Annotated in this window: 7 protein-coding genes; 5 read left to right on the forward strand and 2 right to left on the reverse strand. The window is 71.0% G+C overall.

Features of this window, described 5'->3' with window-relative positions:
• Nucleotides 1-2 precede the first annotated feature (2 nt).
• Entirely contained in the window at nt 3-3,803 is a 3,801-nt protein-coding gene (locus KF837_20625; protein MBX3229735.1) for a tetratricopeptide repeat protein, read from the reverse strand.
• Nucleotides 3,800-7,492 (reverse strand): DUF3857 domain-containing protein, encoded by a 3,693-nt coding sequence (locus tag KF837_20630; protein MBX3229736.1) that lies wholly within the window; start codon nt 7,490-7,492, stop codon nt 3,800-3,802. Before KF837_20630 ends, KF837_20625 begins: the two co-directional genes overlap by 4 nt.
• 64 nt (nt 7,493-7,556) lie before the next feature.
• Between KF837_20630 and KF837_20635 the strand changes: the two genes are divergently transcribed.
• From KF837_20635 to KF837_20655, 5 genes are all read left to right on the forward strand, one after another.
• On the forward strand, nt 7,557-8,606 hold the full coding sequence (locus tag KF837_20635; protein ID MBX3229737.1) for a UbiA prenyltransferase family protein: 1,050 nt from the start codon (nt 7,557-7,559) through the stop codon (nt 8,604-8,606).
• A gap of 101 nt (nt 8,607-8,707) precedes the next feature.
• Complete coding sequence (locus KF837_20640) at nt 8,708-9,712, forward strand: hypothetical protein (protein ID MBX3229738.1); 1,005 nt, start codon at nt 8,708-8,710, stop codon at nt 9,710-9,712.
• Nucleotides 9,709-11,715, forward strand: coding sequence for a LodA/GoxA family CTQ-dependent oxidase (locus tag KF837_20645; GenBank protein ID MBX3229739.1), 2,007 nt, complete (start codon nt 9,709-9,711; stop codon nt 11,713-11,715). The genes KF837_20640 and KF837_20645 overlap by 4 nt, the downstream gene beginning before the upstream one ends.
• Before the next feature lie 220 nt (nt 11,716-11,935).
• A complete protein-coding gene (locus KF837_20650) occupies nt 11,936-13,141 on the forward strand; it encodes a hypothetical protein (GenBank protein ID MBX3229740.1) in 1,206 nt (401 codons plus the stop codon).
• A 36-nt stretch (nt 13,142-13,177) separates the two neighbouring features.
• Nucleotides 13,178-13,939 (forward strand): CPBP family intramembrane metalloprotease, encoded by a 762-nt coding sequence (locus KF837_20655; protein MBX3229741.1) that lies wholly within the window; start codon nt 13,178-13,180, stop codon nt 13,937-13,939.
• Nucleotides 13,940-13,944 lie beyond the last annotated feature (5 nt).

The following is a 13,944-nucleotide window of genomic DNA, read 5'->3' on the forward strand; positions in this document are numbered from 1 at the left end:
GGTCAGAGCCCCAGCGCGATCTCGCGTGCCAGCAGCTGGTCGGCGCTCTGGGTGAACTGGATGAACTTCTGGTACTCCGCGCCGGGCTGGACGCGGCCGGCGGGGATGTCGACGACGCGGACGAGGCGGATGGAGTTGCCCTCTACCGAGTCCTTCACCGTCACCGTGCGGTCGCCGTCCGAGAGCTCACCGGTGGGGAGCGACGACGGGAGGCGCATGTTCGTCGGCGTCACGATCTGGAAGTTCACCTCGACGTGCGAGCTCGTCGCGAGGAGGAGCGGCGTCTGCCGCTGCGGCAGCGACGCGATCTGCGCGATGTCGACCGCGAAGAGCTCCTTCAGGATGAGACGGCCCGGGCCCGCGGGGCGCGCGAGCTGGGGGACGTCGGCGCGGAGCTTGAGGACGAGCGGCATGTCGAGCGCGTCCTTGTTCTCGATCCGCATGTCCTTGAGGCGCGCGCCCGGGAGGTTGTTCGCGAGGAGGCGCGTCTCCACGAACTCGGAGCGCTTCGACTCCGCGACGCGATCGAAGAGCGCGCGGAGCGCGATGCCCATCCGGCCGACGTACGACTGCGTGATCTCCACCGACGCGGAGCCGTCCTCCTTCAAGGTCGCCCGACCGTCGAGGATGACGCCGTCGGCGTCGCCCAGCGCCGGCGTCGTCGCGCGCGGCGTGCCCGGCACGAGGCGGATCGCGGGCTGGCCGCGGAGGTCCGCCGGCACGTAGCCGAACGGCGCGAACTTGTCGCGGATCGTGAGCCAGCGCTCGGCGGGCGCGTTCTTTTGCGTCGTCTCGATCCGGACGACGACGTTGTCGAAGCTCTCGACCTCGCTCATCTTGCCGATCGGCGGCATCGCGATGCGGCTCTTCACGAGCGCGAGCTCGGCGCGGAGGCTCAAGAGGCGCATCAGGTAGAAGAACGCGGACTGACGGCTCCCCGCGCGCCCCGTCACGACGCGGCGTCCGTCGTTCTCCTGCGCGTCCTGGATCGCCTCCGCGACGTACTTGTAGATTGCACGGGCCTGATCGTCCGGCCTCGTCGCGGGGATCCCCTTCACGATCGCGTTCGCGACCGCGATGAGGCGCGGGTCGAGCGGCGTCTCCTCGCTCGCCGCGTCGACGTAGCGGAGGAGCGTGTCGTCGAGGTTCACGCCCCAGCCGATGCGTACGCTCGGGAGGAACTCGCGCGGGTTCGGCGCCTCGGGCTCCTCCACCGCGGGCGGGCTCTCGTCGACGCGCCAGCGCCGCTCGACGAAGGGGCCGCGCTCGGTGACGGTCGGCGCGGGGACCTGCCCCACCACCTCGGTCTCGACGTGGCGGTCCTTCGGCGACACGACGATGAACTCGCTCCGCCAGTAGCCCTTGTCGGCCTCGCGGAAGAACCAGTGCGGCCCGCGGTAGCGCCGTCCCTTGCCGCCCTCGCTCGGCATCATCGTGATGTGCTCCATCTCGAAGTAGTCGCCGACCTCGAGGTGAGGCATCGTGAGGGTGGGCTTGCCGGCGACGGTCTCGGGCTCGAGGATCGAGCCGTCCGGTTTGATGACGCGGAGGCGCAGGACGAGGCCGTCCGGCGGCTTCTGCTCCGCCTCCTTGTCGACCGCCTCTTGCGACTGCATGCGGACGATCTCGTGCTCGAGCATCTCGCTCGAGCCGTCGGAGTGCACCCAGACCGCGGCGTAGTCGAGGATGCGCGCGGCGGTGCCTTCCATCCGCTTGCCGCTCTTCTCCCAGGCCTCGAACTCCTTGATCACCTTGCGCCCGTCGGTGCGGTACGGATCGAGCAGCGTCGCGCCTTCGACGATCTCCATCGCCTCGCGGATCTCCTGCCCCTTCGAGCCCGCCTGGAGCGCGGCCGCGAGCGCGGCGCGGAGCGCGGTCGTGTCGCCGGCGGCGTACTTCGCGTCGGCGAGGCGGAGGCGCGCGCCCGAGTCGGCGGGGTTCTTTTGGAGCGCCTTCTCGAGCTCTACCGCGGCCGCGCTCGGATCGCCCGAGCGCATGAGCACGTCGGCGATGCGCCCCGTGATCTCCTTCTTGTCGGGGCGGCGCTTCTCGAGGCGGCGCAGCTCCGCGATCGCCGCCGGCCAGTCGTGCCGCGCGAGCGCGCGATCGAGGTCGACCTCGGCGTCGGGATCGAGCTTCTTGATCCGCGCGGCGACCGCGTCGGCCTCCGTGAGCGAGCCGTCGCCTTCGAGCGCGCCGAGGTAGATGCCGAGCGCGTCGCGATCGTCGGGGAAGCGCTGGCTCAGCGCGAGCGCGGTGCTGGAGAGCTCCGCGCGCCAGCCGAGCCGCGCGTAGACGCGCGCGAGCTGCTCCGTGACCTGCGGCACCGCCGGCAGCTCCGCCGCGAGCTTGCGCAGCGGCTCGACCGCCTCGACGAGGCCGCGGGCCTCCGCGTCGTCGAGGAGGAGCCACGCGCGCGCGTACCAGAGGCGCGGGTCCGCGTTCGACGCGCGGGAGTAGAGCTCCTTCTCGTTGATGCGCCGCTGCTGGTCCGGGTACGCGGGATCGCGCTGCGCGTACTGCGCGGCGAAGAGGAGCGCGATCGGCGCCGCGTCCTTCGGCTCCACGAGCGGCTGGATGAGCGCGGACGCGACGTCGCTGAGCCCGTCGATCCACGACGCGTGCGCGGCGAGCATGCGCTGGAGCGGCGTGAGCCCGGGGTCGCGCCCCGCCGCGACCTCGGCGACCACGTCCGAGATCGGGTTCGGATCGTCGAGGACGGTGGGCGGCGAGACGCCGTACGGCTTGGACGAGTCGCTGTCGCTCCCGATCGCCGCCCTTGTGCCGTCGAGGTTGAGGAGGCGGATCGAGCCGGCGTCCGCCATCACGCGCGCGAGGACGCGGTGGCGCCCGCGCGCGACGCGGACCGCGCCGCCGAAGCGCTGCCAGACGCCCCACTCGCGGAGATCGCGGTTCACGATCCGAACGTCGTCGACCCAGACCGCGATCGCGCCCTGCACCGCGACGAGCAGGTCACGCGGGGTCTTCGTGTCGAAGAACGTCTCGAGGTAATAGACGCCGTCGTCGTTCCGCTCGCTGCTCGCGACGAGGCAGCGATGACGCTCCGTCGCGAGGACGTGCGGGACGTTCCCGCGCAGCGGCTCCTCCGGCCACGAGGGCGGCCACGGCGACTTCTCGGCCGGGAACGAGCGGCGGCGATCCGGCGCCGTCCCGCGCCCGAACGGGCCCGCGATGCGCACGTTCTTCGCGCAGCCCATCCGCGTCGTGACGAGGTTGTCGTACGCCTCGCCGGTGACCTCGGCGCGGTCGAGCGCCTCCGCGGTCGACCACTCGTGGAGCTCCGCGAGCGCGCGCCAGCCGACGTTGCCGGGCGACGCGACGATCGCGTCGAGCGCGGCTCGGTTGTCCTTCCACAGGTTCGCGATGCTGCCGCGGAGGCCGACGAGGTGATGGGTCGAGATCCACGCCACGAGCTCTGCCGGGATCAGCTCGCTCTTCCGCGCGTGCCCCAGCGCCGCGATGTACTCGCGCGCGGCGGCGCGCGGATCGCCGTGCGTCTCGTCCCAGAGCGCGGCGCCGACGTTCGCGTAGAGGCCGCGGTCCTTGATCCCGTCGCCGGCGAGCTTCTTCCGCGCCGACTCCGCCCCCGCCGCGGTGCCGCCCGGCGCGAACATCTCGTCGAGGAGCCAGCGTCCGATCACCTCGCCGTCGTTCGAGGCGCGCCCATATTCACGCATGCGCGCGATGTCGACCGGCGTCCGCGCGTCGGGGAGGCCGCTCTCGCACGCCCCGAGCGCGAGGACGGTGAAGATCGCGAGCGTGAGCCGCAGCACCTTGATCACTTGCCCACCGTATACGTGAGGGTTTGGCCGAGCTCGCGGTCGACCTGCTCGCAGAAGGCGCGGAAGGCGGGGTAGTCGCTCGCCGCGACGCGTGACTTCGTGAGCGCGATCGTCGTCTTGAGGCGGACGACGTTGCCGTTCGTCTCGGTCTCGACCTTGAAGGTGCCGAACGGGGTGGTGCCGGAGGCCGCGTGCGGCGCGCCGAGGACCTTCGCGCCTTGCGGGAGGCGGACCACCGTCTCGTTCTCCTCGGTCGTGAGCGCGCTGATGCGGAGCGACTGGCGCCGGCTCGAGAGCGCCGCGTAGCCGCGGACCATGTGCTCGCGCGCGCCCATCCCCACCGTGCGCGTGTCGCCGTCTTTGCGCGCGAACGAGGGCGCCTTCGCCTTCGCCTTGATCTCCACGTTGCTCTCGATGTCGTCGAGGTCGTTCGACGTCACGGACTGCACGTCGAGCTGCGGGATCTCGCTCGCGAGGTCCTCCTGCACGCGCTGCTTCTGGGTCGCCTTCGCGTGGTAGCGGCCGCGCCACGACGACGCGTGCACGCCGCTGACGGACACGTTCCAGTCGATCTGCGCGGAGCCGTCGGCGTTCACCGCCGCCTCGATGCGCTTCGACGAGACGCTCTCGCTCGCGGGCGGCTCGGGGAGGTGCACGAGCTTCGGCTTGCCCTCGTTGATCTGGATCGCGAGCGCGCCGCGGTCCATCGCCGGCAGCTCGCCGGAGCCGGTGAACTCGGCGGTGCCGTCGAGGTACCAGTCGAGCGAGGGGACGTACGCGATCGCGTGGTCGAACGGCGCGAGGCTCGCGGGCTCCTGCTCGAAGTCGCCCTTCATCCCGGTGCGGAGGACCACGATCGTCGCGTTGATGCCGAGCTCCTTCAGCATCGTGACGATGAGGGTCGCCTTGTCTTTGCAGTCGCCGAAGCCGCGCGCGAAGATCTGCGCGCAGCGGTACGGCTTGAAGCCGTGGATGCCGAACTCGAGCGCGACGTAGCGCGTCTTTTGCACGACAAAGTCGTAAATAGCCTTGACCTTGTCTTTGTCGGTCTTGGCGTTCTTGGTGATCTCGAGCGCGCGGCGGCGGACCTCGTCGTCGGCGGTGAACTGGTCCTTCACGAGGCCCCAGTACCAGCGCCCCATGTCGTCCCAGCTCTTGTAGGTCGAGACGTGGACGTGGCCCAGCGTCTCCGCGAGCGGCGGCGCGCCGGGCTCCGGATCGAGCGGCGCGACGTTGGCGGCGGTGAAGCGCCAGACGCGGGAGCTCCCTTGCTCTTCGATCTTCTGCTGGAGGCCGGGGACGTTCGGCTTGTTGAAGTAGAACGTGCGCGTCTTCGGCGTGATGAGCACGTACTCGGAGTGCGCGATCGGCTCGGTGGACTGGAGGTACGTGATCTCGCCGAAGTAGTCGGCGAACGCGTTGCGGTGCGCGACGTCCTCGACGCGGTACTGGAGCTCCACCACGTCGCCGGGATCGAGGCGCGGGAAGTGGACGTAGAAGGCGCGCGCCGACGAGTACATCGCCATCGACGGGTTGTCGGTCGGGCCCTCGCCGCTCTCGATCGCCTCGTCGACGGTGCCGCTCTTGCGGTAGACCTTCGCCCCGCGGAGCTGCACCGTCTCGCTGTCGGCCTGGAAGCCGAAGCCGTACTCGCGCGCCTCCGCCGCGGCGGCGTCGGTGAGCGGCTGGAAGACGACCTGATGGAAGCGGCTCGCGAGGCCGTTCGGGAACACGGTCGTGACCTGAAGGTCGACGAGCGTGCGCCGCGTGCGGCCGTTCGCGGGCTCGCCGCGGCGCTTGAGGAACTCGGCGCTCGGGCGCGCGTAGACCTCGTCGGCGCGCGGGCGCGCGGGCTCGGTGTGCGCCACGTACTCGCGCACGTCCTTCTCTTGCGGCTTCAGCTCGAGCACCTTCTTGAGGAGGCGGAGCTGCTCGTCTGTCTGCCCTCCCACCGCGTAGACGTCGGCGAGCGAGCGCAGCGTCGCGACGTCCTCGGGCGCGAGGTCGAGCGAGCGGCGGAAGGTGGCGATCGCCTTCGGTCGATCGCCGAGCGCGACGTACGCCTTCGCCGCGGTCGCGAGCGAGCGCCCGGAGTCCGGGTTCGTCTCGAGGAGCCGCTCGATCCAGCGGTTCGCGAGGGCGGGGTTCCGCTTCGCGAGCGCGAGCTCGATGCGGTCGGTGAGCATCTGCGTGTCGTCGTAGCGGAGCGTCGCGTAGCGGGCGGCCGTCTCCTCCATCTCGGAGACGCGATCGAGGTCGCGCAGCGCGGCGGTGTTCGCGCGGAGGAGCGCGACCGAGCGCGGGCGGCGATCGAGCGCGCGCTGCAGCATCGAGAGCGCGGTCTCGCGGAGGCCGGCCTCGGAGAAGAGCTCGACGTGGGCGAGGTTCGCGGGGACGTTGTCGGGATCGAGCGCGAGGACCTTGTCGAAGTAGGGGACCGCGTCGCGCCAGTTCGCGCCGCCGCGCGCGTGGGCGGCGCGGGCGATGAGCGCGTCGATGCGGTCCTCGAGCGACGTGTCCTTGTTCTTGCGGACGAGGTCCTCCGCCTTGTCGAGCCAGATCGCGTGCTGGTTGCGGTTCTCGGCGAGGTCGCCGGCGAGGAGGCAGCGCTGCACGGTCGGCGCCTTCTCGGCCGCGCGCACCGCGAGATCGCGCGCGCGGCGCTCCGCCGGATCGTCCGAGCTCGTGAGCACGAGGTAGCGCGCGTACGCCTCGAGCGACGCCGGCGTCGCCGCACCGGCGGTGAGCTTCTCGAACGCGGTGACGGGCCCGCTCACGGCGGGAGAGGGCGGCTTCTCGCCCTTCTTGAAGCGCACCGCCGCGGCCTCGCGCGCGTGCGACGGATCGGGATCCGACTCGAGCTGCCGGTCCGGCGCGCCGCTCGGATCGGCGAGGCGGAGGGAGAACATCGGCGCGTCGTCGTCGCCGCAGACCTTCACCGTGAGGCGGTGCCAGCTCGCGTCGCGCATCGTGAGCGTCACGCCGAAGCGATCGCTGTCGAGGTCGCGGTACTTGGGATCCTTCAGCACCTCGATGCCGTCGAAGAAGACCTTCGTCGCGCCGCTCGCGCCGAGCCACACCGAGAAGGGACGCGGCGCGTTCTTCGCCCGCGGATCGCGCACGAACGTCGTCGCGTAGCCGCAGACCATCTCTTGCGGGCGCATCATCGCGCCGAGGTCGACCCACCCGTACGGGAACGCGTCGGGGGTCAGGCGGTTGCCGACCTGGCGCTCCTTGCCCTCGTAGGTGCGCGCCATGCTGAGCGCGTCGGCGAGCTCCTCCTCCGGGCCGAAGCTGCGATCGAGGCCGGTCTTGCCTTCGTTGTCGAAGGGACCCGCCACGACCCAGCGGCTCACGAACCCGAGCGCGCGGATCTTCGACTTCGCGGCGGTGAGGTCGCCGCGGCGGCGGCGGGCGTAGGCCTCGAGGAGCCCGGCGTAGACGCGGAGCGGCGGGGCGACGGCGGGCTCGCGCGCGAGGGCGCCGAGCGTCTCCTCGACCTGGGCGGGCTCGCCTTGATCCCACTCCTGCCAGATCTGGCGGAGCGGGACGTAGCCGAGCGGCATTCCTCCGCGGACCACGTCGTCGGACAGCTTCGTCAGCCGCGGGAGCCGCTGCCCCACGTCCGCGGCGGCGAGGCCGGGCACCACGGCGAAGAGCACCGCGCAGAAGAAGAGGAGACGCTTCACGGCGCAGGGTTTTCCGCCGCGCGCTCCCCCGCGTCAAGGTCAGCGAGATGGCGCTCGAGTTGCAATGCTCGCGTTCGTGCCTCCCTCCGCCATCTGGTGTAAGAACGACCTCGTGTCCTCGGCCCTGGAATCCGAGCCCCCGCCCTCCGTGCGGCTGAAGCGCTCGTCCGTGGTCAAGGGCCTCATCAAGACGATCCGGCCACACCAGTGGGTGAAGAACCTGTTCGTGATGGCGCCGATGTTCTTCCACAAGGACCTCTTCGGCACCTCCGTCGGGAGCGGCGATCCGACGCTGAACCTGATGGTCGCGGGGAAGGCCTTCGCCGCGACGGCGGTGTTCTGCCTCCTCGCGGGCGCGGTCTACACGATCAACGACCTCGTCGACGTCGAGGCCGATCGCATCCACCCGGTGAAGCGCGAGCGACCGATCGCGAGCGGCGTCGTCCCGGAGAACATGGCGCGCGGCTTCGCCGGGCTCCTCGTCGTCCTCGCGTTCGCGATCAGCCTCGGCACGCTCCGCCTCCACGAGGGGACGCTCAACTGGGCGTTCACCGGCGTCGCCGCGCTCTATTTCGTCGAGAACATCGCCTACAGCTTCAAGCTCAAGAAGGTCGCGTTCCTCGACGTCGGTCTCATCTCGTTCGGCTTCGTGCTCCGCGTCCTCGCCGGCGGCTACGCGACGGAGACGAAGGTGAGCTGGTACATGCTCGCGTGCACGGCGGGCATCGCGCTCTTCCTCGGCTTCGGCAAGCGCCGGCACGAGCTCGAAGGCGCCACCGCGGGCAAGCAGCGCGCGGCGCTCGAGGCGTACACGAAGCGGTCGCTCACGGTGGCCCTCGCCGTCACGGGCATCGCGACCGCCGCGACGTACGTGGCCTACACGCTCGACAAGGACACGGAGGCGTTCTTCCAGACCGACAAGCTCTGGTTGACCGCGCCTTTCACGCTCTTCGGCATCTATCGCTTCCTCATGTTGGTCTCCGGCCGCGCCGGCCGCGGCCGCAAGGCGGAGAGCCCGACCCAGGAAATGCTGAGCGACGTCCCGTTCGTGCTGAACCTCGTCATCTGGGTCCTCATCGTCGTCGCGATCGTCTACCGCCTGCGCCCCGGCTGAGGGGGGCTCGCGTAGCGGCTGAGTTTCGGTATCCTGGGCGAATGCGCCTGGGTGGGATCGTGCTTCTCTTTGTGCTCGGGCTCGGGTGCAAGTCGGCGGCGGTGAACGTTCCGGTCGCGGACGAGAGCTCCATCACCGCCGACGATGACGGGCCGTTCGATCCGAAGACCGGGGACGAGATCGCGGAGCTCTTCGCGCGCGTGATGCGCTCGCGGCCGCCGCCGGTGAAGCGCGCGGTGTTCCTCAAGCCCCACGCGTGCGCGACGGCGAAATTCGACATTTCCGCCGATCTGCCCGAGCGCCTCAAGGTCGGCCTCTTCGCGACGCCGGGGACGCACGACGCGTGGGTCCGCATCTCGAGCGACACCTCGCCGGCGACGCCGGACAAGGCGAACAGCACGGTGGGCTTCTCGCTGAAGGTGCTCGGCGTGCCGGGCACGAAGATCCTCGCCGGCGAGGAGGACGCGCAGACGCACGATTTCCTCACGCAGAACCACGACGTCTTCTTCGTCGACACGGCGCAGGACTTCCTCGAGTTCACGCGCGCCATCTTCGATCGCACGCTCGACCAGTACCTCGCCGCGCACCCGACGTTCGACCAGATCCTCAAGGACATGGAGAAGCCGGTCGAGAACGCGCTCGCCACGCGCTACTGGTCGACGCAGCCGTACCGCTTCGGCGACAAGGACTACGTGAAGTACGCGGTGCGCCCGTGCTCGGCGTGGCCGCCGGAGCCTCCCGCGGAGGACGAGCCGAGCTACATCCGCGCGCGCGTCGAGCGTGACCTCGCCGCGAGCGACGCGTGCTTCGATCTCCAGGTGCAGCTCCGCGGCGACGACGCCAACGCGTTCCCGCTCGACAAGGCGACCGTGCGCTGGGACGAGTCGGTGAGCGCGCCGCAGACGGTGGCGCGGATCACGATCGCGAAGCAGGACGTCGCCGCGAACGAGGCCGCCTGCGAGAACATGTCGTTCACGGCGTGGCACGCGCTGCCGGAGCATCGCCCGGTCGGCAGCATCAACAAGGCGCGCGGCATCGCGTACAAGAAGCTCGCCGACGAGCGGCGCACGAAGAACAACGTCCCGATCCGGGAGCCGCAGCCATGAGCGATCCGAAGATCACACGCCGTCAGCTCATCGGCGGAGCCGCGGCGGGCGCCGCCCTTGGCGTCGCGTGCCGGCGGGACTACTTCGCGCAGTCGGAGTCGCAGCTCAACGGGGACGAGCAGATCGTCCGCGCCGTCATCCACCCCGGCATCGGCGTCGCGCGCGTCGGCAACAGCGCCGAGGGCTTCTTCATCGGGCCCGAGGTCGTGGAGCCCACGATCACGGAGGTGGGGCAGAGCCGCGACGGGGCGGGCGCGCTCAAGCGGCAGGCCGCGCGCTTCCGCATCTACGGCTACAACGCGCAGGGGCAGATCGTCCGTGAGATCACGGGCGACAACGCCGACGTCGACTGGTTCGTGCAGCTCGCGAACAAGAAGGCGGCCTGGTACCGCTTCATCGCGGCGATGGACCTGCCGGAGTCCTCGACCCTGAAGTGCATCCGCCGCAACGCGGGCGTCACCGATCGCGCGTCGCTCGTCGCGGGCGGCGGCACGAAGACGATCAAGGGCAAGAGCATCTCGGGTCCGGCCTACCGCTTCGACACGAGGCTCTTCGGCGCGCCGGTCTCGCTCGGCGAGGTCCGCACCGACGAGCACGGCCGGCTCCTCGTCCTCGGCGGCCTCGGCAAGGCGGGCTCGCCCGAGAACAAACCGATCTACGATCCGCGCGACGGCGACAGCTTCAACAACGCGGACGGCTGGTGGGACGACATCGCGGACGGTCCCGTCAGCGCGGTGGTGCGCCTCGGCGGCCGGCAGATCCCGGTCGAGCCGGCGTGGGTCATCGTCGGTCCGCCGAACTACGCGCCCGACGTCATCGGCTGGCGCACGATGCACGATCTCCTCGTCGACACGTTCGTCGACGCGGGCATGCTCGCGCTTCCGGCCACCACGTCGTTCACGAAGGACGTGCTCCCGGCGCTGCGCCGGCTCTCGAACCTGCAGTGGGTGAACAGGGGCTTTTCGGAGGGCTACCGCAAGGGCGTCCAGTTCGACTTCGACGACGCGACGAGCATCGCGAACCTGAACCGGCGCGACGCCGACAACAAGGGATTCCGCGAGCAGATCCGGAGCTCCTTCCGCCCGCCGGGCAAGGCGCGCCGCGACTGGCCGTGGATCTACGGCGACGCGTTCGGCACCTTCGATCAGTCGCCGGCGGTCGATCTCTCGGTCGGGCATCTCCGCTCGCTCCACCTCGAGCGCTGGGCGAACGGCGACTTCATCGACGACTGGGACCCGACCGCGAAGCCGCTCCGCGCGCTCGAGCAGGTGCCGCTCGGCGAGCAGCCCGCGATGCTCGACATGGCGGCGCTCCACTTCTGCCTCGCGGACGCGTTCCACCCCGGCTGCGAGCTCACGTGGCCGATGCGCCACGCGACCATGTATTCTGCACCTTTCCGCGTCAAGCGCCGGCAGGAGAGCGACAAGGAGCCGGACTACGGCCCCGAGCTCACGCAGGCGATCGCGCTCGGCCCGAACGGCCCGCTCCACGCGCAGGCGGCGGGCGACCTCACGCGCTGGATGGCGATGCCGTGGCACGGCGACACGATCTTCTGCCGCTCCGGCTACGAGCCCCAATACGATCCGTATTTGCCGACGTTCTGGCCGGCGCGCGTCCCGAACCACGTGCTCACGGCGGAGGACTACGCGACCGCGATGAACACGTCGCTCCCGCGCGAGCAGCGCCTCGCCGCGTTCCGCAACCGCGCGAGCTGGGTGCGCCGCATGACGGGCGGCCCGCCCGCGCAGATGATGCAGATGGTCCGCGAGTGGGATCTCCTCGGCGTCGTCGAGGCGCGCCCCGGCCCCGCGAGCGATCCCGATCTCCCGGCGCAGATGTTCGTCGAGTCGCTCCCGCCGTCCGTCCGCGGCAGCGGCGGCAGCGTCCCGCTGGGCGAGACGGCCCCCCCCGGCAGCGCCGCGAGCGCAGCACAACAAGCCGGCTGGGACGACGAGGCCCAGCTCGAGGCTTTCCGTCAAATCCGCATCCGCCGCCCCCAATGATCAGGGCCGCAACGCGCCCCGAACGCGACGCGCGAGCCTGGGATTGGGCGTCAGGGACCCCAGAACCGGCCGCGGAGCGCGCGAGGGCAGGGTCGGGCGGAGCCCCAGAAGCGGCCGCTTCAGCGGGCGCGAAGCGCCCCGAGCGCGCAGCGCGAGGGCCGTGTCTGGGGTGGGGTGTCGGGGCGAAGCCCCGACGTTGAACAACTGGGACGTTGCGGTCGTGGGGGGAGGGCCGGGCGGCGCGATCGCGGCGTACGTGCTCGCGCGGGCGGGGCGGCGCGTGCTCCTTGTCGACGACGACGCGCTGGTCGAGGGCCGGGTCATCGGCGAGTCGTTGCCGGCGATCGCGGGGCATTTGCTCGGCGAGCTGGAGCTGCGTGGGCTCCTCGGCGTGCACGCTCCGGCGTTCGGCAACCTGTCGTCGTGGGGGAGCGACGACCTCGAGGCGACGGACTTCATCCACGATCCGCACGGGCACGGCTGGCACCTCGATCGCGCGAGGTTCAACCGCGACCTCCGCGAGGCCGCCGTCGCCGCGGGCGCGACGCTGCGCGCGACCCGCCTCCGCGACGCGACGCGCGGCCCCGACGGCTGGGCGCTCCGCTTCACCGACGCGGCGGCGACGGAGACCGCAGCGTGCATCATCGACGCCACCGGCCGCCGCGCCACGATCGCCCGCCGCGAAGGCGCAACACGCACGCGTGACGACGACCTCCTCGCGCTCTACGCGTGGACGTCACGACCCGCCCTCCCCAGCTCGCGGCCGCCGGAGTCCCGCGCCGCGGTGTCGTTGGACGCGCCATCCAGCCCTGGGCCGTCGGAGTCCCGCGCCGCGGCGATGCCGCCCGACCCTTCCAGTCCACCGGAGTCGCGCGAGGTGCACGGCGCGCCGCCCCCGGGGCCTCGCGGTGATACGCGCACGCTGGTCGAGGCGACGGCGAGGGGTTGGTGGTACACCGCGCCGTTGCCGGACGGCGTGCACGTCGTGGTGCTCCACGTCGGCGAGGTCGATGCGCGCGCGATGCGCGATGAGCCCGCGCGGTGGAGGGACGCGCTCGCGGCGACGCGGTTCGTGTCGGCGCGGCTCGCGGGCGCGACGTTCGCGGGGCCGCCGCAGGTGACCGAGGCGTGCGGCGCGCGGCTCGATACGTTCCTCGGTCGTGGCTGGGTCGCGACCGGCGACGCGGCGCTCTCCTTCGATCCGGTCGCGGCGCAGGGACTGTTCAATGCACTCTACACGGGCATGAAGGCGGGCATCGCGGTGGACGCCGCGCTCCGCGGCGACCCCAAGGAGCTCGCCGCGTACGCGCGTCGTCTCGAGGAGATCCGCGCGGCGTACGTCGAGCGTCATCGCTACGTCTACATGCTCGAGTCCCGCTTCTCCGGCGAGCCATTCTGGGCCGCGCGCCGCCGCGAAATGGCGTGAGGTCGGCGGCGTGGCTAAGCTTTCGTCTCGAACCGTATGGCTGCCGCCGCCCCCGCCGCCGACTCGCTCACCGCCAAGCCTGGGGCGTGGGTCGATCTCGGGCTCACCCTGCCGATCTTCCTCGTCTATCACCTCGCGGTCGTGTTCCTCGGCGTGCAGAACGCCACCGACGTCGTGACCGGCACGCTGCTGAGCTTGAGCGCCGGCAACAAGACGACGTACCTCCTCTCCACGCTCGCGATCGGCGTCATCTTCGCCGGCACCTTCGCGCTCGCCGGACGCGGGCAGGCGTTCCGCCCGCGGAAGTTCCTCCAGATCGCGATCGAGGGCGTCGTCTACGCCTTCACGATGGCGGTCTTCGCGAGCTACGTGGTGGGCAGCATCTTCGCGGGGCCGTCGTCGATCCGAGACGAGGGGCGCTTCGTCGGCTTCATCATGTCGCTCGGCGCCGGGTTCTACGAAGAGCTCACGTTCCGCGTGATCCTCTTCGGGCTCGGCGCGAAGGTCCTCGTGAAGGTGTTCGGGAACCAGAAGGTCGAGCTCGCCGGCACGCAGATCGTGACGCGCTTCTCCTTCCGGTCATGGATGGTGATGTTCGGCTGGGCGGTCGCGAGCGCGCTCGTGTTCAGCGGCGTCCACTACGTCGGCTCCATGTCCGATACGTTCCACCTCACGAGCTTCACCTTCCGCGCGGTGCTCGGTCTCGTGCTCACGCTCATCTTCGTCACGCGCGGCTTCGCGGCCGCGGTGTGGACCCACGCCATCTACGACGTCTGGGTCCTCGTCTTCCACGCGTGAGCAGG

This window comes from Labilithrix sp., assembly GCA_019637155.1.
In the GTDB taxonomy this organism is placed as follows: domain Bacteria; phylum Myxococcota_A; class Polyangia; order Polyangiales; family Polyangiaceae; genus Labilithrix.

Coding starts and splice junctions, on each gene's coding strand:
- KF837_20635 (MBX3229737.1), top strand. CDS start 7,557: ATGCTCGCGTTCGTGCCTCCCTCCGCCATCTGGTGTAAGAACGACCTC.
- KF837_20645 (MBX3229739.1), top strand. CDS start 9,709: ATGAGCGATCCGAAGATCACACGCCGTCAGCTCATCGGCGGAGCCGCG.
- KF837_20655 (MBX3229741.1), top strand. CDS start 13,178: ATGGCTGCCGCCGCCCCCGCCGCCGACTCGCTCACCGCCAAGCCTGGG.